The sequence below is a fragment of the Cognatilysobacter xinjiangensis genome (assembly GCF_014651995.1).
In the GTDB taxonomy this organism is placed as follows: Bacteria; Pseudomonadota; Gammaproteobacteria; order Xanthomonadales; family Xanthomonadaceae; genus Cognatilysobacter; species Cognatilysobacter xinjiangensis.
On record NZ_BMXY01000001.1, the window covers coordinates 346,769 to 366,809 of the forward strand.

The window sequence follows — 20,041 nt, forward strand, 5'->3', positions numbered from 1 at the left end:
CAGCGAACGTGTCCCGCGCTGAACGGATGTTCAGGCGTTAAGGCGTTTCGGACCCGTCAGCAAGACGTAAGAAATTCGTTAGGCGGCAACGGTCTCGCGGACCCGGAAAAGATCCGATGCGCGCTCGGCCATCATGATCGTCGGCGCATTCGTATTGCCGCCAAGCAGCGTCGGCATCACCGAGGCGTCGACGACGCGCAGGCCTTGCACGCCACGCACGCAGAAGTCCGGCGCTACCACGCTGTCGTCGTCGACGCCCATGCGGCAGGTGCCCACCGGGTGGTAGATCGATTCCGCCTTGCGACGGACGAAGGCTTCGAGGCCGGCGTCATCGAGGTCGTCGCGATCCGGGATCACCGGCCTTCCGCGGTAAGGCGCGAACGCGGGCTGCCGCAGCAGGTCGCGCGAGAGGCGGGCGCACTCGACCATCATCCGCATATCGAGCCCATCCGCATCCGACAGGTAGTTCGCGAAGATTCGCGGCGGCGCGGATGGATTCACCGACGCGAGCTCGAGGCGACCGCGGCTGCGCGGGCGCAGGAAACAGGCATGCACGGTGTAGCCGTCGCCCGGCAGGCGATGGCGGCCGTGGTCGTCGAGCTGCGCCGGCACGAAGTGCAACTGGATGTCCGGGCGCTCGTCGGGCGCGAGCGCGGAGCGCACGAATGCGCCTGCCTCGGCGATGTTAGAGGTGCCCGGGCCGCGGCGCCCGCGCAGGTAGTAGTCGAAGGCGACGCGCGCGTCGCTCAGGCGGTCGTAGGTGACACGCTGCGTGCTCGCGTGCAGCGTGCAGATGTCGAGGTGGTCCTGCAGGTTGGCGCCGACGCCCGGCGCGTCGTGCAGCACGGCGATGCCGTGCGCGCGCAGTGGGTCGGGCGGGCCGATGCCCGAGAGCATCAGCAATTGCGGCGAGTTGATCGCACCGCCGCAGAGCAGTACCTCGCGGTCGGCATGTACGCGCTGCAGCCGGCGGCCTTCGGCGTACTCGACGCCGACCGCGCGGCGACCGTCGAACACCACGCGCGTCGTCAGCACGCCGGTACGCACGGTGAGGTTGGGCCGATGCAGGGCAGGCCGCAGGTAGGCCACCGCGCTGGAGCAGCGCGCGCCGTCCTTCTGCGTGACCTGGTACAGGCCGAAGCCGGCCTGCGATTCGCCGTTGAAGTCGCTATTGACCGCGTAGCCGAGCTCGCGGCCGGCTTCGACGAACGCATGCGACAGTGGATTGACGTGGCGCAGCGAGGCCACGTGCAGCGGGCCATCGCGGCCGTGCAGCGGGCCGCCGAGGTCGGCATTGCATTCGCTGCGCAGGAAGTAGGGCAGCACGTCGCGCCAGGCCCAGCCGGTCGCGCCATTCGCCGCCCAGGCGTCGTAGTCGGCGCGGTGGCCGCGCACGTAGCACATCGCATTGATCGAGCTGGAGCCGCCGAGGACGCGGCCTCGCGGCCACCACAGGCGGCGGCCCTCGAGCGCCGGCTCGGGCTCGGTGACGTAGTTCCAGTTGATGCTGGGCACGTTGACCAGCTTGGCGATGCCCGCGGGCATGTGGATAAAGGGGTGGCGGTCACGCGGTCCTGCCTCGAGCAGCAGGACGCGCACGGCGGGATCGGCGCTCAGGCGATTGGCCAGCACGCAGCCCGCCGAGCCGGCGCCGACGATGATGTAGTCATACATGCGAAGTCCCCGGAGCCGTCGTGCATCGCCACGGACGAGCATAGCGCCGCGGGCTGGCGGCGCGGCCGGTCGGGGAGTACGGTGCGCATCCCTGAGCCGATGCGCGACCGATGACAGCCGATCCCGGGCACGTCCCCAGCGAGCAGGCGCGCGTGCTGCGCGGCGAATGGCCGGCACTGCTGCTATCGATGGCGTTCTTCTTCTGCGTGCTCACCGCCTACTACGTGATGCGGCCGGTGCGCGAGCAACTGTCGGCCGCGGTCGGCTCGACGCAGCTGCCCTGGTTCTACGCGGCCACGTTCGTCGCGACCCTGCTGCTCACGCCGCTGTTCGCCGCGCTGGTTGCGCGTTGGCCGCGGCGGATCATGGTGCCGGTGGTCTACGGCGTGTTCGTGGCATGCCTGCTCGCCTTCGTGCCCTTCTTCGCCGACCCGACCCTGCTGCCCGCACGCGTACTCGGCGTGGTGTTCTTCGTCTGGGTGAGCGTGTTCAACCTGTTCGTGGTGTCGGTGTTCTGGATCTTCATGTCCGACATCTGGTGGCCCGCGCAGGCGCGCCGGCTGTTTCCGGTGATCGCGTTCGCGGGGACCGCGGGCGCGCTGGCCGGGCCGGCGATCACGCGCTCGCTCGTGGGCGTGATCGGCATCGCGCCGTTGCTGGTGGTCTCCGCGGTGCTGCTCGGCGTGGCCACGGTGCTGTCGGTCGCGCTCGGGCGCTGGGCGCGCGACGATCGGCGCCAGGCTGCCCGCGACGATGCGCCGATCGGCGGCGGCATGCTCGATGGCCTCAAGCAGGTGTTCGCGCATCCCTTCATGCGCAGTATGGCGCTGCTGCTGATCCTCGCGGACGGCATCGGCACCATCAATTACGCGCTGCTCGCCGACTATTCCGGCGCCACCTTCGCCACCGGCGAGGCACGGACCGAGTTCGCCGCGACGGTCGACCTCGCCACCAACCTGTTGACCATGCTGCTGCAGGCGGGCGTGACCTGTTGGTTGATGCCGATGATCGGCGCGGGGCGCGCGTTGATCATCTGGGCGGGCATCGCGATGGCCGCGCTGGCCCTAGTGGTGTTCGCACCGGATGCGTATGCCCCGCTGGTGGGCGCGATGCCGTCCGTGGCGATCGCGGCGATCGTTAGCCGCGCGCTGGCCTACGGCCTTGCCGAGCCCGCGCGGCACGCGCTGTTCACGCAGGTCGCGCGCAACGCGCGCTACAAGGGCCAGAACGCGGTCGACACCGCGGTCTGGCGTTTCGGTGATCTTGTGATTGCGCTCTCGATGAACGGCATGAAGGCGCTCGGTGCGGGCGTATCGGCGATAGCGGGCATCGGCGTGGTCGCCGCGGGCATAGCTGCGGCGATCGGCTGGCGGCTGTCGCGCGCCGGCACGATCCGCGAGGCGGAGCCGCACGCCGAATGAGGCCGCGTGCGGTCTGGCGCCGCCGGCTCGGCCGCGTCTTCATCGTCTGGATCGCCCTGGCCTTCGTCGCGCTGGTCTACGGCATGGCCGTCGAGCCGCGCCGGCTGGTACAGCGCGACTACACGCTGGCGCCGACGAACTGGCCTGCGCGCTGCGACGGTCTGCGCTTCGACCACGTCAGCGACATCCACACCGGTTCACCCGGCAACGGCCTCGACAACCTCGACCGCGTCGTCGCGCGCCTGGCCGCCAGCGACTCCGATGCCGTCGTGTTGACCGGCGACTACGTGATCCTCAGCGTCCTCGGCGGCCGCTACATCCCCGCCGGTCGCGTCGCCCCGCACCTGCGCGCGCTCACCGCGCGCAAGCCGGTGTTCGCGGTGCTGGGCAACCACGACTGGTGGAAGGACGGGCTCGCCGTGCGCCGCGCACTCGAGTCGGCCGGCGTCGTGGTGCTCGAAGACCAGGCCGCGCGTGTCCGTCTGCGCAACTGCGACGTCTGGATGGTCGGCGTGGGCGATCTCTGGACCGCGCCGCATAACGTGCGTCGCGCCTTTTCGACGGTGAGTGGCGACGCGCCCGCCATCGTGCTCACCCATAACCCCGCGCTGTGGCCACAGGTGCCGTCGCGAGCCTCGCTGGTGCTCGCCGGCCATACGCACGGTGGGCAGATATCGCTGCCGGGCATCGGCCAGCCCGCACAGTGGGGCAAGCCCGAGAACCGCTACATCCGCGGCAGCTACCAGGAGGGCGCACGGCTGCTGTTCGTCTCGCCGGGCATCGGCACCAGCATCCTGCCGCTGCGGCTGGGCGTGCCGCCGGAGATCTCGCGGCTGACCCTGCGTACCGCCGTCAGCGCGACGGGCGGGGCGACACCCGCATCGTGACCGTCGCCCGGAACACGGTTTCGCCCTCGCGATTGCGGGTCTCCACCAGCACCGGCACGTCGGCCGCTTCCGTCGGTATCGACGTCGGATCGACGCGTGCGACCGTCGTCATCGTGCCGACCGCTTTGCGCAGGTACTCGACCTGCATCCCGCGCGGAATCCAGCGCATCGAAGGCGGCAGCGCAGTGTCGGTGGCGAGCCCCGCCGCGAGTTCGGCGGCGTTGCACAGCGCGATGGCGTGCACGGTGCCGATATGGTTGGTGACGCGCCGGCGGTGCGCGAAGCGCACGACGCAGTGGCCGGCCTCCAGCCTGTCGATGCGCGGCGCGATGCTGGCGAAGTAGGGCGCCCGGACGCAGACCGCGCGGGCGAACAGCCAGCGTCCCGCGGGCCAGCGTGCCAGGCGCGCGTAAAGGTCGAGCAGGTTCATCGCGGTCTCCGCAAAAGCAGACGGCGGGCCGAAGCCCGCCGTTATTCGTACATCGTTGTCGATCAGGCCGCGGCGCGCGACGAGGCATCCGTCGCGAGGCCCGCGTAACCCGCCGAGCGAAGTTCCGCAGCCTCGAAGTCGTCGACGCTGATCGTGTCGATCGTCATCTCGCGCAACTGCTCCAGCTGGCGGCGCTCGTCGGCCGTGATCCAGCCGTTGCGCTCGGCGAGGTCGAGCTGCGAGACGAAGTCGTGCGCCTCCACCTGGCCCTTCAGCGCCTTCTGGAACTTGCGCTCGATCGGCTCGGCGGCGATGACGGCGGCGAGGTAGCTGTCGATGCGACCGGCCGGATTGTTCGGCGTCGGCGCGAGGAAGGCACCGCGACCGAGCCGGTCGCGCGCCTCGTTCGGCGTCATCAGGATCGAGGCCACCTTGCGGCTCAGGCGGTCGCTCGGCGCCACGGCGCGACGGCCGAGCGGGAACACCAGCACCCACAGCAGCCAGCCGATGCCGCGCACCGGGAAGTTGCGCAGCGCGGCCGAGAGCGACTGCTCCAGCTTGTGCATCGAGCTGTGGAACGCCCAGGCCAGCAGCGGACGATCGGCCGCCGGGCGGCCCTGGTCCTCGTAGCGCTTGAGCATCGCGCTGGAGATGTAGAGCTGGCTCAGCACGTCGCCCAGGCGCCCGGACAGCGACTCCTTGAACTTGAGCTTGCCGCCTAGCAGCAACATCGAGGTGTCGGCGAGCAGGGACAGCACCGCCGAGTAGCGGTTGAGCTTGCGGAAGTAGCGCTTGGTGTAGTCGTCGCCCGGGGCCGAGCCGATGCTCGCACCGGTGATGCCGAACCACAGCGAGCGCACCGCGTTGGAGATCGCGAAGCCGATGTGGCTGAAGAGCGCGCGGTCGAAGTCGCGCAGGCCCTGCGCGCGGTCGGCGTTCGCCGCGGCCTTCATCTCGGTGAGGACCCACGGATGGCAGAGGATCGCGCCCTGGCCGAAGATCATCAGCGAGCGCGTCATGATGTTCGCGCCCTCGACGGTGATCGAGATCGGCGAGGCCTGCCACGCGCGGCCCAGGTAGTTGCGCGGGCCGAGGATGATGCCCTTGCCGCCATGGATGTCCATGGCGTCCTGGATGAGCTGGCGGCCCATCTCGGTGCAGTGGTACTTGGAGATCGTCGACGGCACCGCCGGCAGCTCGCCGCGCGCGACGGCTGCGGCCGAGGCTTCAGCCAGCGCGGTCACCGTGTAGGCATTGCCGCCGATGCGCGCCAGCGCTTCCTCGACGCCCTCGAAACGGCCGACCGACAGGCCGAACTGCTTGCGGATGCGCGCATACGAGCCGGTCACCAACGCGCCCAGGCGCGAGCCGCCCGAGGCGGTCGACGGCAGCGTGATCGAGCGGCCGATCGACAGGCACTCGACCAGCATCTGCCAGCCCTTGCCCGCGTATGCCTCGCCACCGATGAGCTGGCTGAGCGGGATGAAGACGTCCTTGCCGCGGATCGGGCCGTTCTGGAACGGCGAGTTGAGCGGCATCGCGCGGCGGCCGATCTCCACGCCGGGCGTGTCGCGCGGCAGCAGGCCGAGGGTGATGCCGATGTCTTCCTTGTCGCCCAGCAGCTTGTCCGGGTCGTACATGCGGAAGGCGAGGCCGATCAGCGTCGCGACCGGCGCGAGCGTGATGTAGCGCTTGTCGAAGGTGAGCCTGACGCCGAGCACGCGCGCCCCGTTCCACTCGCCCATGCAGACGATGCCGTAGTCGGGGATCGAGGTCGCATCCGAGCCGGCCCACGGGCCGGTCAGGCCGAAGCAGGGCACTTCACGGCCGTCGGCCAGGCGTGGCAGGTAGTAGTCCTTCTGCTCCTGCGTGCCGTAGTGCATCAGCAGCTCGGCCGGGCCGAGCGAGTTCGGCACGCCGACGGTGGAGCTCACCACCGACGAGATCGACGCCAGCTTCTCGATCACCTTGTGGTTGCCCAGGGCGGTGAAGCCGAGGCCGCCGTACTCCTTCGGCACGATCATGCCGAAGAACTTGTTCTTCTTGATGTAGTCCCAGAGCTCGGGCTGCAGGTCGGCATGGACGTGGGTGATCTCCCAGTCGTTGACCATCCTGCAGAGCTCCTCGACCGGACCGTCGAGGAAGGCCTGCTCGTCGGGACGAAGCTCGGGCTTGGGCTGCGACAGCAGCACATTCCAGTCCGGCTTGCCGGTGAACAGCTCGCCCTCGAAGCCGACCGTGCCGGCCTCCAGCGCGACGCGCTCGGTTTCCGACAGCGGCGGCAGGATCTTCTTGAAGATGCCGAACAGCGGCGCGGCGATCAGCGCGCGGCGCAGCGGCACCACCAGCAGCGGCACCGCGACGATCGCGAGCAGGACGGCGGCCAGGACGGTGGCGGTCGGATTGGCCTGCAGCAGCCAGCAGGCGACCAGGCCGACCGCCGACAGCGCGACCCAGACCGGCAGGCGGAGGCGATGGTAGGCGGCGATGCCAGCGATGATCAGCAGTACGAGGAACGGTGCGGCGATGCTCATGGAGCGCTCCTGCGGACGTCGCGTCCGCGCGGGTGATCGTGGATTGAGGCTGTCGAGGCGGATTCAAACGCCGGCATGAAACGCTCGACATACGCACGAGTATGGTAACGTCCGCGGACCGCTGTCAACGCCCGTTTTCCACCGTCGGACGGGCCTGTTTCCCGATGCATACTGTCCCGGCCGTACCCGTACGGATACACTGCGCACATGACGAGTGAAACGCCTGCCAAGTCCGATCGAACCGGGCGCCTCAGCGCCGACGACTGGGCGCAGGCCGCCCTCGACCTGATCGCCGAGCAGGGCGTGCCCGCCGTGGCCGTCGAGCCGCTGGCGCGTCGTCTCGGCGTCACCAAGGGCAGCTTCTACTGGCACTTCCCGTCGCGCGAATCACTGCTGGTGGCCGCGCTGGAGCGTTGGGAAAAGACCGAGCAGGAGGCCATCTTCGGCCAGCTCGAGCAGATCGCCGATCCGCGTCAGCGCCTGCGCCAGCTGTTCGACGTGGTGGCGCACGAGGTGACCTCGCACATCGTCTATTCGGCGTTGCTCAAGGCGCTGGACCACCCGATCGTCGCGCCGGTCATCGGCCGCGTCTCGCAGCGCCGCCTCGAATGGCTGGCCGCGTCCTTCCGCCAGGCCGGGCTCGACCCGACCTCCGCGCAGCACCGCGCGCGGCTGGCGTATGCCGCCTATGTCGGCTTCCTGCAGCTCAACCTCCAGCTCAACCAGACGCGGCTGCCGCGCGAGGAGTTCGAGGCGTTCGTCGAGCACATGATGGCCACGTTGATTCCCTGAGAATCGGCGGTTTCGCGTTTTCCTTTTTCACATCGCAGGAGGTTCCACATGAATGCCCTCGTCCAGGACGTCGACAAGCGCGCCCCCGAGGTGCAGGGCCGTGGCACCACGCTGGAAAGCCTCAAGCAGTGGGTGGACCAGGTCGCCGCGCTGGCGCGCCCGGCCGCCATCCACTGGTGCGACGGCTCCGACGCCGAGAACGCTGCGCTCGTCGCGAAGATGGAAGCCGACGGCACGCTGATCCGCCTCAACGAGGAGACGAACCCCGGGAGCTGGCTGCACCGCTCGCACCCGGACGACGTCGCGCGCGTCGAGCACCTCACCTTCGTCTGCACGAGCGAGCAGGACGACGCCGGCCCGAACAACCACTGGATGTCGCCGGCCGACGGCCACGCGCAGATGGACTCGCTGTTCGAGGGCTGCATGGAAGGGCGGACGATGTACGTCATCCCGTACTGCATGGGCCCCATCGACTCGCCGATTTCGCGCTGCGGTGTCGAGATCACCGACAGCCCGTATGTCGTCGCCAACATGCGGATCATGACGCGCATGGGCGAGGCGGCCCTGCAGCGTATCGAGCGCGAGGGCACGTTCGTCCGTGGCCTGCATTCGACCGGCGAGCTCGACCCGAATCGCCGCTTCATCATGCACTTCCCGGAAGAGCTGACGATCAAGTCGTACGGCTCCGGCTACGGCGGCAACGCGCTGCTCGGCAAGAAGTGCCACGCACTGCGCATCGCCTCGCACCAGGCACGCCAGGAAGGCTGGCTCGCCGAGCACATGCTGATCCTCGGCATCGAGAACCCGCAGGGCGAGACGCATTACGTCGCAGCGGCGTTCCCGTCGGCCTGCGGCAAGACCAATCTCGCCATGCTCATCCCGCCGGAGGGTTACCGCGAGAAAGGCTGGAAGGTCTGGACCATCGGCGACGACATCTGCTGGATGCGCCCCGGCCCGGACGGCCGCCTGTACGCGATCAACCCCGAAGCCGGGTTCTTCGGCGTCGCGCCCGGCACGTCCGCTAAGTCGAATCCGAACGCGCTCGCGACCATCGCGAAGAACACCATCTTCACCAATGTCGGCGTGACCGCCGACGACGGTCCGTGGTGGGAAGGCCTCGACGACGGCCAGCCCGTCACCGACTGGCGCGGCAACGCCTACGATGCCGCCAACGGCCCGGCCGCGCATCCGAACGCACGCTTCACCGTCTCGGCCAAGCAGTGCCCCAGCTACAGCGAGCACGCGGAGGACCCGACCGGCGTGCCGATCTCGGCGATCGTGTTCGGCGGCCGTCGCGCCTCGCTTGTCCCGCTGGTGTTCGAGGCGCGCGACTGGACGCACGGCGTGCTGGTGGGCGCCGCGATGGGCTCGGAGACGACCGCCGCGGCCACCGGCGCGGTTGGCGTCATGCGCCGCGATCCGATGGCGATGAAGCCGTTCTGCGGCTACAACTTCGCCGACTACTTCGCGCACTGGCTGTCGTTCGACAACGGCCGGAACAAGCTGCCGAAGGTCTTCCACGTCAACTGGTTCCGCAAGGGCGACGACGGCAAGTTCCTGTGGCCGGGCTTCGGCGACAACCTGCGCGTGCTCGAGTGGATGATCGGTCGCGTGGAAGGCCGCGCGGATGCGGTAGAGACGCCGATCGGCGCGCTGCCGCGCGAGCAGGATCTGGACCTCGAAGGCGTGCAGCTCTCCGGCGAGGCGCGCGAAAAGCTGTTCGGCTTCGACCGCGACGGCTGGCGTGCCGAACTCGTCAGCATCGGCGACTACCTGCGCGAATACGGCCCCCGCATGCCGCAGGCTCTGCACGACGAGCAGGCGCGCATCGCCGCGAGCCTGGACTGATAGCCACGGCGCGCCAAGCCGGAGGACGGATCCGACCTGGCGCGCGACAGCGATGACCGATGCAGGCTGACCCGCGCTACCGCGAGGCGTCGGCGCACGTCGCCCGCGGCGACTGGCGACGTGCGGCTGCGTTGCTCGCGCCGCTCGTGCGCGAGTGTCCGACTGTCGATGTTCTCGCACTCGGCGCGGATGTGTCGCTCCGTTTCGGCGCCTACGCCGAAGCCTGCGAGCTGGCGCGTGGCGCGTCGGCCGCGGAGGGACAGCTCGATCCGGCCGCGCTCATGCGCTACGTGCGACTACTGCGCCGGCTCGAGATGCCTGCGGAGCTAGAGCGGCTGCTCGAACGCCACGACGTCTCCACGCTGCCCGATGCCGTCCTGCCGGAGCTGACGCTGCTCGCGAGCTCGGCCTCGCTGTTCGACGTCGCCAGCCGACTGTCGGACCGCATGCTCGGCCGACTGCCGGCGAGTGCCGACGCGCAGTACGTCGCCGGTCTTCTCGCGATGTTCCGCGGCGAGCGCGAGCCGTCGCTGCAGCACCTCGATCGCGCGACCGCCATCGAGCCGCGCATGGGCAATGCGCACTGGCTGGTTGCGATGCAGGCGGACGCAGGCTCGGCGGCGGCCCACGTGGATGCGATGCGTCGCGCGCTGCCCGGCGTCGTGCCGGGCTCGGAGGTGGAGGCCTATCTGCGCTTCTCCCTGCACCGTCGCCTGCACTCGCTTCAGCGCTACGAGGAGGCATGGACGGAACTCGACCGCGGGCTGGCGATCGGGCGCCGCCTCGATCCCTTTGACGCGTCCGCCGACCACGCGCTGTTCGACGCCCTGCGGGCAACCGACGCGAGCGCGATCGCGTCGGCGCGGGACGGCGTCAGCGGCGGGGGAATGATCTTCGTCGTCGGCATGTTTCGCTCGGGCACCAGCCTGATCGAGCGCGTGCTGACCGGACATCCCGACGTCGTGGACGGCGGCGAGACCTACCAGTTCACCGCGGCCATGCGCGAAGCGGCGGACCAGGACGGAACGGGCGTCATCGATCTACCATTGTTCGCGCGCGCGCCGCATATCGACTACGCGCGGGTCGGCGAACGCATGGCCGCCTACGCCACCTGGCGCAAGGGCGGGAAGGCGCGGCTGACCGAGAAACTGCCGTCCAACTATCTGCTCTTGCCGTGGATCCTGCGCGCGCTGCCGGACGCGAAGATCGTGCATCTGCGACGCGACGCCCGCGACACGTGCTTCTCCAACCTGCGCACTATGTTCCGGGGCGCTGCGGCGTATTCGAACGACGCCATGGACATGGCACGGCATTACCGCGCGTATGAGGCACTGATGGCGCATTGGCATCGTGCGATGCCGGGATGCATCCTCGACGTCCAATACGCCGATTTCGTTGCCGATCCGGCCCGCCAAGCCGAAAGGCTGCTCGCCTTCTGCGGCCTGAATTTCGACCCGCGCGTGCTCGACCTCGCGGCGGCTCGCGGGCATACCACGACGGCCAGCGCCGGCGAGCTGCGCCGGGGCATTCTCAGGAATCGTGGCGACGACTGGCGCCACTACGCGGCACATCTCGCGCCGATGCTCGATCTGCTCGATCGCGCCTGATCCTCGGCGGCGACACGCACGCTCGCCGCGCGAACTTTCGCCCGGTACAAAAAACCACGGCCCCTTTCGGGGCCGTGGGTCTAACCGGTTACTCGATCGATCAGAAGCGCTGCTGGTACTTGAGGTACCAGACGCGACCGATGTCGAAGCCGCCGTAGTACGGGAAGCTGCTGTTCGGCTGCGTGAACATGATCGGGCCGTAGTGGTCCGTGATGTTGTTCGCACCGATCGCCGCCGTCGCGTTCCAGGGCAGCTTCACGGAGAACTGCAGGTCGTGGAACGTGTTGGCACCGACGCGGTTCAGCGGATCAGCGGCACCGTAGACGTCGCGGTGGCCAGCGTCCGAGCACGGACGCGGAGCCGATGCGCAGGACTCCTTCATGCCCGAGTAGTAGCGGGCGGTGTAGGAGACCGCGTAGTCACCCATTTCCCACAGCAGGCCGAGGTTCGAACGGATGCGGAAGACACCCGGCGAGCCGACGTAGCCGACCCACAGCGTTTCCGGGCTGTTGTCCGACAGCTGGTCGTACTTGCTGGTGTAGGTGGTCTGCCAGTTCACGTTGAACTTGCCGAACGACGTTTCCGGCGCGCGGTAGTTCACGCCGAAGTCGTAGCCTTCCGTGCGGATCGCACCGAGGTTCGTCAGGCCGAAGAACAGGTTGCGGATCACGTGGGTGTTCGGATCGCGCACGATGCCCGCGCAACGAGCCGGGATGTTCGACACGTAGCAGTCGCCCAGGATCAGGTCGACCGAGTCGTCGGCGATCGTGTCCTCGATCTTCACGTCGAACCAGTCAAGCGTGAAGTCCAGGCCCTGCACGAACTTCGGGCTCCACACCACGCCGGCCGTCTTCGACGTCGACGATTCCGGCGAGAGGTTCGGGTTCGAGCCGCTCAGGAACTGGAAGTTGGTCTGGCACGGCAGGGTGGTGCAGGGGATGTTGCCCTGGCCGAGCTGCACGTAAGTCGCCGGCACGCCAGCGGCCGTACAGGCCGGGCCGCCTGCGCCCGGCTGACCGGCCGCGCAGGGATCCGTGTACGACTCGAAGCTGCCGCCGATGCCGCCGTACAGGTCGTTGATCGTCGGGGCACGGAAGCCTTCCGCATACGTGGCGCGGAACAGCAGGCCTTCCATCGGGCGCCAGCGCATCGAGAACTTGCTGTTGAGCGTGTCGCCGAAGTTCGAATAGTCGGAGTAGCGGGTCGCGACGTTGAAGGTCAGTTCCTTCGCGAACGCGACGTCCGCCAGCACCGGGATCTCGACCTCAGCATAAGCTTCGTTGAGCGAGTAGCTGCCCGCGGTCGTCGTCGCCGGCAGGCCGGTGCTCAGGCCGCCCTGGTTGAACGCGTCCGGCACGAAGCGGCCGTCTTCCTCGCGATGCTCGATACCGAACGCAATGCCGAGATCGCCCGCCGGGAGCGAGAACAGGCTGCCACCGATGTTCGCGCTGTAGATCGTCGTGGTGGTCAGGCCGGCGTCGTGGTACTCGGGGAACAGGAACGTCTGCAGGTCCGGGTTCGACAGCGAGCCTTGGCCCGCCTGGCCGTACGGCAGGAACGGGTTGAACGGGATGCACTCGCCGTTGCCGTAGTTGCTGCCATAAGCGATCGGGTTCGCGGCCGTACCGCACTCGACGCGGCCGGTAGCGCCGTTGAAGTACGAGGCGCCCATCGCACGCGCGGTGGCGAGCGTGTTCGCATCACCGCGACCGTACTTGTTGGAGGTGTTGCGGTTGGACAGGTAACCGACGTCCCAATCCCACTGCTTGTCGCCGAAGTTCAGCACGCCCTCGAGGCCCAGGCTCACGCGCAGGGTGTCGAGCTGGCTACGCGTGGTGCGCGGCACTTCCCACAGGCGGCGGTAGAAGTAGGCGTCGCCGGCGGCCGGGTTCGGGTTGAAGTAGCTGTCAGCCGAGACCAGACCGAAGCCGTAGTTGAACGGATAGCCGGCGATCTGCTGGTCGGTCGTACGGTTGGTGTAACCAACGTCGGCCGTGAACTTCAGCTCGTCGGTGATGTCCAGCGTGCCGCTGACGAGGACCGAACGGCGCTCGATGCCGGTCTGCAGCATCATCTGCTGGTTGGCATTGGCGCGCTCGGCCGGCGTCAGGTTGTGGTAGTTCGCCGGGTTGCGCGGATCCTGGCCCGCATTGACGGTGCAGAGGCCGCTCGAGCAGGTCGGAGCGGTGAAGTTGCCGTCCGCGTCGACGTTGCCGAGCCACACGCCGTTCTGGCTGATGGCGCTCCAGCCCGAGAACGGGAAGTTCGGACCCGAGTTGCCGTACGCGCTGAACCAGCGGTCGCGCGCGAAGACCGGATCTTCCTTCGTGTACTCGGCGCTCAGCGTAACGCTCGCGCGCTCGCCAGTGGCACCCAGCGTAACGTCGTAGGACTGGCGGAAGCCGTCGCCCTCGTCGAAGCTGCCGAGGTAGACGTTAGCTTCGGCGCCGTCGAAATTGCGACGGGTGATGACGTTGACCACGCCGGCGATCGCGTCGGAGCCGTAGATGGCCGAGGCGCCGTCCTTCAGGACTTCGATGCGCTGGATCGCCGAGACCGGGATCTGGCTGAGGTCCTGCAGGCCCGAGGTCGTGATGCCGAGGCGCTTACCGTTGACGAGCACCAGCGTGCGCGCCGCGCCGAGGTTGCGCAGGTCGATGTAGTAGCCGCCGACGTTCTCGCCCGAGGCGAGCGCTTCAGCGCGCGAGATCGCCGGCGAACCCGCCGACGTGAGGTTCTGCAGGATGTCGGCGACCGACGTGAAACCCTGATTCTGGATCTGGTCACGGCTCAGCGTGATGATCGGCTGCGCGGTCTCAACTTCCGCGCGACGGATGCGCGAACCCGTGACTTCGATGCGATCGAGCTGCTGGGCATCGCCCTGCGTGTCCGTCGTGTCCTGTGCGAACGCGACGCTGCCGCCCGCCGCGGTACCCACGGCGAGCGCGAACGTGATCGCGTCGCGGAGCCTGGTGGTCTTAAAGGTCATCTCTCTCTCCAAAGTGAGTCTTGCAGTACTACCAAGGGAACCTCCCGGGACACCTAGAACCGGCAGGGTCGGGCCGATAGTAGCCACCTGTTTCCGGAAATTAAAGTGTCGTTAACGAAAAAGGCCGCCCGGTGGGCGGCCTTCGAAAAATGGTGTCGCAGGCGTCAGAGATCCTGCTGGTAGCGCACGTACGGGATCGCGCCTTCGTCTTTGTCGTCCGAACGTGGTGCAAAAGGATTCCGGCCACGCGTGACGACATTTTCCGCGCCGACGCTCAGCTGCCCGCGCCACGGCGTGCGCCAGCTCAGGCCGAGGTCAAGGCCTTCCCAGCGGCCCGGATCCTGCGGGGACTCGATGACGCGCCCGATGACGTTCGCGCCGAAGCGTCCGACATTGGTGCCGACGCTGAGGGTCTTGATGTCCCAGCGATCGGCAAGCTCGGGCACGGCATCGGGCGCGACGAGGCGCGCGCGGGCGAGGGTGCCGGCGATGGACACGGTGGCCTCGCGGCCGATGTTCTTCTCGCCGATCAGCGTGAGCGTGTTCTGGTTGACGCGCGAATTCGCCTTGCCGGGCGCGAGCCAGGACGGCAGCACGTCACGGCTGTTGCCGAAGCCGACCCCGAGGCGTCCGCCCTTGCGCACGAGCGAGGCACCTGCATTGGCCTGGCGTGCGTTGCGGGAGTTGCCGAGCGAGGCGAGCAGGCAGTTGTCGGCGAGGTTTCCGATCGCGCTGGCGAGGCCGGGCTTGCGATCGCAGAGCAGGCCGAGCGTGTCGCCGGAGCCCACGCCGAGGGCGCTGTCCAGGCGCGAATTGCCGAACTGCCAGGTTCCGGTGGTGACCGGCTCGAGCAGGAGAACCGCTTCGACCTTTCCGCTGCTCTGGTTCCACACCGGAAGCGCTTGGGCGCGCGGCTTGGCGACCTGCGCGGACGCAGCGCCGGCCACCAGAAGCAGGCTGGCGGCGAGGAATCGGCGGAGCGGGCGGGTTGCAGGCATCACGTGGAGTGCGACCGGATATGGACCGGAAAGTTCCGTACGTGTGAAGACGGCCCGATAATAGGGGATTTATAGATCCTTAACAATCGGCCCGGTCGAGGGCTTACTGAACCCTCCCCGGGGCCTCCATTTCGCGCTCCGCGGTCACGAACAGCTGCTCGATCTCGTCGGGCGTGAAAGCGTAGGACTGGCCGCAGAACTCGCAGCGGACATGGGCTTGGCCGGTCTGCGCGGCCAGGCGCGCCTCGTCCTTACCGATGGCGACCAGCATCGATTCGACGCGGCCCCGCGAGCACGAGCAGCCGAACGCGAGATCCTTTCCGACGAACGGTTCGACGCCGTCCTCGTGGAACAGGCGATGGAGGAGCTGGATGCCATCGGTGGCAAGCAGTTCGGGAGTGCCGAGCGTATCGAACAGCGCGCCGACGCGGTTCCAGCCGTCCTCGTCGCCTTCGTCGCCCGGCAGCTTCTGCAGCATCAGGCCGGCAGCGGTGTCGGCGTTCGCGGCCAGCAGCAGGCGGGTCGGCAACTGTTCGGACTGGCGGAAATAGTCCTCGAACGCGGCATCGAGGCGGTCGGCCTCCAGCGGCACGAGGCCCTGGTAGCGCACCGGCTCGCCGTCGGGGCCGGCGTTCTCGATGGTGATCGCAAGGATGCCGCCCGGGCCCAGTGCCTTCAGGCCCGGCGCGACGTCTGTGGCGTCCTCGTCGAGCTGCACGATGCCGCGCAGCGTGCCCGCAGCAGTGCACTCGGCGAACAGCGTGCGGATCGCGCCTTCGCTGCGCATCTGCACGGACAGGCGACCGTCGACCTTGGTGTGGCCGGTGAACAGCGCCGCCGCCGCGGCAGCCTGGCCGAGCAGCGTCATCGCGGCCTCGGGATAGGCTTCGCGTTCGCGGATCTCGCGCCAGGTCTCATTGAGACGCACGTGCACGCCGCGCACGCCGGCGCGATGGATGAGGAAGCGCGTGAGATGGTCGCGCTGGCGGTCGTCGTGGGTCATGTCGGTCATGGCGGAGTTCGCGGCGGCGCTTGCCGGATAATGCCTGTCGGGGCTGCAAAGGCGACGCGAGGACATGGGGGCTCGATGAAGACATCACAAGGCGCACCTGGATGGCGCCGGCGCTGGCTGCGGCGGCTGCTCTGGCTGCCGGTGGTCCTAGTGCTCGTGACGATGCTGCAGGTGGCGACGCTGCGCTTCGTCGACCCGCTGTTCTCCAGCTTCATGGCGATACGGCAGGTCGAGGCCTGGACGTCGGGCGATTTCGACTTCTCGGTGGCCTATCGCTGGCGCGATCTCGAACGCATCTCGCCGAGCCTGCCCGTCGCGCTGGTGGCCGCGGAGGACCAGCGCTTCGCCGAGCATTTCGGCTTCGACATGGCCGCGATCGAAAAGGCCAGTCGCGCCAATGCGAAGGGGCGCAAGCTGCGCGGGGGCAGCACGATCAGCCAGCAGCTCGCCAAGAACCTGTTCCTGTGGAGCGGACGCAGCTACGTGCGCAAGGGCATCGAGGCCTGGTACACGCTGCTGATCGAGGCGATGTGGCCGAAGCGGCGCATCGTCGAGGTCTACGCCAACGTGGTGGAGTTCGGCGACGGGGTATACGGCGCGCAGGCGGCGTCGCGGCGCTTCTTCGGCAAGGACGCGTCGCGCCTCACGCCGTCGGAAAGCGCGCGGCTCGCCGCCGTGCTGCCGGCGCCGAAGCGCTACAACGCGGCGCGGCCGGGGCCGTACGTCGCGCGGCGGGCGAAGGCGATCGAGCGCCAGATGCGGCTGATAGGCGGGCGCGACTATCTCGAGCGCCTGGATTGACCGTCCCGCTAGGATGCCGGGCATGCATACCGATCGCCTGACCGTCGTGGTCGCCGCCTACAACGAGGCCGAAAGCCTGCCGTTGCTGCATCCGCGCATCGTCGCCGCACTGGCGGGCATCGAGCGACTCGATGCCCGCGTGCTCTACGTCGACGACGGCAGTCGCGACGCCACATGGCAGGTGCTGCGCGAAATCGCCTCGAAGGACGCGCGCGTTTCGCTGCTGCGGCTGTCGCGCAACTTCGGCAAGGAGGCGGCACTCACCGCGGGCCTGGACCTCGTCACCGAGGGCGCGGCGCTGATCCTCGACGCGGACGGGCAGGATCCGCCGGAACTCGTACCCGCGTTCGTGGCGAAGTGGCGCGAGGGCTTCGACGACGTATACGGCACGCGTGTGCTGCGCGCCGGCGAGGGCTGGCTGAAGCGCGTGACGGCGCACGCGTTCTATCGCGTGATCGGGCGCCTGTCGAAGACGCCGGTTCCTGCCGACACCGGCGACTTCCGCCTGCTGTCGCCACGCTCGCTCGCGGCACTGCGGCAGCTGCGCGAGCGCCATCGCTTCATGAAGGGCCTGTTTGGCTGGGTCGGCTATCGCAGCGTTTCGATTCCCTACGAGCGCGACGCGCGACTGGCGGGCGCCTCCAAGTTCAACCTGTGGCGGCTGTGGAACTTCGCCATCGAAGGCATCACTAGCTTCTCCACCGCCCCGCTGCGGCTTGCGACCTATCTCGGCCTGATGACGGCGCTGGTCGCTTTTCTCTATGGCGTGTGGATCATCGCCAAGGCGCTGCTCTGGGGCGATCCCGTCGCGGGTTGGCCGACCATGATGTCGGTGATCCTGTTCCTGGGCGGCGTGCAGCTGATCGCGCTCGGGTTGATCGGCGAATACCTCGGCCGGCTCTACGACGAATCCAAGCAGCGCCCGCTCTATTTCGTCGACGAGTTCCACGCGGCGGGCGTCGAACCGCCTCAGCGCGCGTAGCGACCGCCGCAGTCCGCGTTCTTGCCGCCGCCCATCTCGATGGTAGCCAGCAGCGCCGCGGGCGGCGCGATGTTGCCGAGTGCGAGCGCAAGCGCGGCGCGCAGGCCGACGCGCTTCATGTCGGGCCGGAAACTCGGCTGCTTGAAGCTGCCACTGATGTAGAGCGGCGCGCGGAACGAGAACAGGCTGCGATCCTTCGGGCGGGGGCGCAGCTTCAGCGCGAGCGTTTCGTCGCGAAGGCTGATGCTGCCCTCGCCGATGATGATGGTGTCCGTGGTGTCGAACGCGAGCGAGCGCGCATTCATGACCCCGTTCTTCACCGCGAAGTCGCCGAACGCGCAGCGCACGGGAATGCGCCGGTCCTTCGTGATCAGGAATTTCAGCGCTTCCTGCACGTCCAGGCCGGCGAGTTCCATCGTGAGGTTGCTGATGTGGCCCCGGCCCATGCCGAGTGCGACGTCGCCATCGGCCGAGCCGAGGATCTTCGCGATCGAGTTGCCCGTCCCCGTCAGCGCGACCTCGCCGCCGACCTTGCCCACGGCGTCCTTGATCACCTCCGAGCGGGGCAGCAACTGCTGCAGGTTGAGGCCGGATGCGCTGATCTGCGCACGCGTTCGGATCGGCGACTCGCGTGCATCCATGCGTATCACGGAGCGGACCTTGCCGCCGGCGACGCCGAAGTTCAGCGGTTCGAGCCGCGCGACGCCGTTGTCGAGCCTGAGGTGCGCGTCCATGTTGTCCAGCGGCAGCGATGGCGCGTTGATCCGCGTCGCGCGTAGCGTGACGTCGGCGTCCATCGCACGCAGCTTGTCGAGCTTGTAGGGCTCATCGGGCAGCAGGCGCGAACGCGCGGCGTCGCGCGCGGCCTTGGCGGCGAGCTCGGGGTTGGTGGTCTCGCCACGCTGCGGCGCCGCGCCGATGAAGCCGGCGAGGTCGTCGAAGTCGAGGCGATGCGAGACGAATCGGCCCTTGAGGAAGCGGCGCGGCCCGCCGGTGACGTAGGTCGCGTCGCCGGAAAGGTCGCTGTCGCCGACACGGCCCTTGAAGCCGTTGTAGTGCCAGGACGTCCTGCGGCCGTCGCGGTCGCGGGTCAGGCGGCCATCGAGCGAGTAGGGCGGCGTGGGCGGCATCGCGATGCCGAACAGCGGATAGAGGTCCTCCAGGTTCTGCCCGCTAAGCGCGAACTTCACGTCGAAATCGCGCAGCCGCAGCGGGTCGAGCAGGGTTCCGCGCGCATGCGCGCGCGTGCGCCCCGCGGCCGCGCGGATGTCGACGCGGTAAGGCGTGTCGGCGTCCTTCAGGCGCAGCGGCGATTCGGCACGGCCGGACATCGTGAATGCATTGCCCTGCCAGTGGCCGCTGCCCTTGGCGACGATCGGGGGTGGGCCGTCGCCCTCTGCCTTTTCGTTCTGCACCTGCAGCGCGATGTCCATGCGCCGCGGCGTGTCGAGGTACTCGAGCTTGCCGTCCTCGACCCACAGGTTGCGGAACTGTACGTCGTTGCCGCCGTCGTCCTCCTTGTCGAAGACCCAGTTGCCGCCCTGCTTGCCGCGCTCGAGATTCACAACGGGGCGCGTCAGCGCCAGCGAGGGAATCACCACCCGGCGCCTGAACAGCGACTTGAGGTCGACGGCGAAGCGCAGCCGATCGGTGCTCGCCATCAGCGGGCGGCGCGCCCAGTCGGCGTTCGAGAAGGTGATGCGGTCGGCGGTGATCACGGGCACCCAGCCGAGGTCGACATCGAGGTCGCCGGCGATGTGCAGCGTGCGGCCCGTTTTGGCGTGCACGATCTTCTCGATCGGGCGACGGAACCAGTTCCAGTCCCAGAGCACGATCAGCACGACGATCGCGACGGCGAGAAGTGCCAGCAGCGTGCGGATCGGATGGCGGCGCAGCGCGGCGAGCGGACCGCCGGTGGGCGGTGTCGGTGCGCTATCGGGCGTATCCGCAGTCTCCGTCGCCATGACGTCAGCGGGTCATCAGGACTGCGCGGCCTGCGCTTGCAGGCGCAACGCGATGCGAGGCGGACAGGCGAAGCGGTGACGGCATGGCGCGCTCCGATCGAT

At 68.6% G+C, this 20,041-nt stretch carries 15 protein-coding genes; 7 read left to right on the forward strand and 8 right to left on the reverse strand.

What is annotated here, in order from left to right; genetic code table 11:
* Positions 1-78: 78 nt before the first annotated feature.
* Positions 79-1,674: a GMC family oxidoreductase gene (locus tag IE066_RS01605; RefSeq protein ID WP_189446579.1), complete on the reverse strand. Its 1,596-nt coding sequence runs from the start codon at positions 1,672-1,674 to the stop codon at positions 79-81.
* A gap of 110 nt (positions 1,675-1,784) precedes the next feature.
* Here IE066_RS01605 and IE066_RS01610 point away from each other — a divergent pair, with 110 nt between their 5' ends.
* Together IE066_RS01610 and IE066_RS01615 are read left to right on the forward strand one after the other, a co-directional pair.
* Positions 1,785-3,095: an NTP/NDP exchange transporter gene (locus IE066_RS01610; RefSeq protein ID WP_189446580.1), complete on the forward strand. Its 1,311-nt coding sequence runs from the start codon at positions 1,785-1,787 to the stop codon at positions 3,093-3,095.
* Complete coding sequence (locus IE066_RS01615; protein WP_189446581.1) at positions 3,092-3,982, forward strand: metallophosphoesterase; 891 nt, start codon at positions 3,092-3,094, stop codon at positions 3,980-3,982. Before IE066_RS01610 ends, IE066_RS01615 begins: the two co-directional genes overlap by 4 nt.
* Here IE066_RS01615 and IE066_RS01620 read toward each other — a convergent pair.
* Positions 3,948-4,412, reverse strand: a complete 465-nt coding sequence (locus IE066_RS01620) for a hotdog fold domain-containing protein (protein WP_189446582.1) — start codon at positions 4,410-4,412, stop codon at positions 3,948-3,950. The two genes, IE066_RS01615 and IE066_RS01620, sit on opposite strands and share 35 nt — an antisense overlap.
* A 62-nt stretch (positions 4,413-4,474) precedes the next feature.
* Positions 4,475-6,946 (reverse strand): acyl-CoA dehydrogenase, encoded by a 2,472-nt coding sequence (locus IE066_RS01625; RefSeq protein ID WP_189446583.1) that lies wholly within the window; start codon positions 6,944-6,946, stop codon positions 4,475-4,477.
* Positions 6,947-7,153: 207 nt separating this feature from the next.
* Between IE066_RS01625 and IE066_RS01630 the strand changes: the two genes are divergently transcribed.
* On the forward strand, positions 7,154-7,738 hold the full coding sequence (locus tag IE066_RS01630) for a TetR/AcrR family transcriptional regulator (RefSeq protein ID WP_189446584.1): 585 nt from the start codon (positions 7,154-7,156) through the stop codon (positions 7,736-7,738).
* 48 nt (positions 7,739-7,786) lie between these two features.
* Positions 7,787-9,586, forward strand: coding sequence for a phosphoenolpyruvate carboxykinase (GTP) (locus IE066_RS01635; protein WP_189446585.1), 1,800 nt, complete (start codon positions 7,787-7,789; stop codon positions 9,584-9,586).
* A gap of 326 nt (positions 9,587-9,912) precedes the next feature.
* Here IE066_RS01635 and IE066_RS01640 read toward each other — a convergent pair whose 3' ends face one another.
* Complete coding sequence (locus tag IE066_RS01640; protein WP_189446586.1) at positions 9,913-10,170, reverse strand: hypothetical protein; 258 nt, start codon at positions 10,168-10,170, stop codon at positions 9,913-9,915.
* On the opposite strand from IE066_RS01640, the gene IE066_RS01645 reads away from it, so the two are divergent.
* The gene (locus IE066_RS01645; protein ID WP_189446587.1) at positions 10,156-11,193 is read left to right on the forward strand and encodes a sulfotransferase family protein; all 1,038 of its coding nucleotides are present in this window, start codon (positions 10,156-10,158) and stop codon (positions 11,191-11,193) included. The genes IE066_RS01640 and IE066_RS01645 overlap by 15 nt on opposite strands.
* Positions 11,194-11,293: 100 nt before the next feature.
* Here IE066_RS01645 and IE066_RS01650 read toward each other — a convergent pair whose 3' ends face one another.
* The 3 genes from IE066_RS01650 to hslO all read right to left on the reverse strand — a co-directional run bounded on the left by IE066_RS01650 (position 11,294) and on the right by hslO (position 16,183).
* A complete protein-coding gene (locus tag IE066_RS01650) occupies positions 11,294-14,182 on the reverse strand; it encodes a TonB-dependent receptor plug domain-containing protein (RefSeq protein ID WP_189446588.1) in 2,889 nt (962 codons plus the stop codon).
* A gap of 164 nt (positions 14,183-14,346) precedes the next feature.
* Complete coding sequence (locus IE066_RS01655) at positions 14,347-15,180, reverse strand: XOO1806 family protein (RefSeq protein WP_189446589.1); 834 nt, start codon at positions 15,178-15,180, stop codon at positions 14,347-14,349.
* 103 nt (positions 15,181-15,283) lie between these two features.
* On the reverse strand, positions 15,284-16,183 hold the full coding sequence (gene hslO / locus IE066_RS01660; protein ID WP_189448723.1) for an Hsp33 family molecular chaperone HslO: 900 nt from the start codon (positions 16,181-16,183) through the stop codon (positions 15,284-15,286).
* Positions 16,184-16,267: 84 nt separating this feature from the next.
* Between hslO and mtgA the strand changes: the two genes are divergently transcribed.
* A complete protein-coding gene (gene mtgA / locus IE066_RS01665) occupies positions 16,268-16,993 on the forward strand; it encodes a monofunctional biosynthetic peptidoglycan transglycosylase (RefSeq protein WP_189446590.1) in 726 nt (241 codons plus the stop codon).
* Between the two features lie 22 nt (positions 16,994-17,015).
* Complete coding sequence (locus IE066_RS01670) at positions 17,016-17,975, forward strand: glycosyltransferase family 2 protein (RefSeq protein ID WP_189446591.1); 960 nt, start codon at positions 17,016-17,018, stop codon at positions 17,973-17,975.
* Here the strand turns inward: IE066_RS01670 and IE066_RS01675 are convergent.
* Positions 17,963-19,939, reverse strand: coding sequence for an AsmA family protein (locus tag IE066_RS01675; protein WP_189446592.1), 1,977 nt, complete (start codon positions 19,937-19,939; stop codon positions 17,963-17,965). The two genes, IE066_RS01670 and IE066_RS01675, sit on opposite strands and share 13 nt — an antisense overlap.
* Positions 19,940-20,041: the final 102 nt, after the last annotated feature.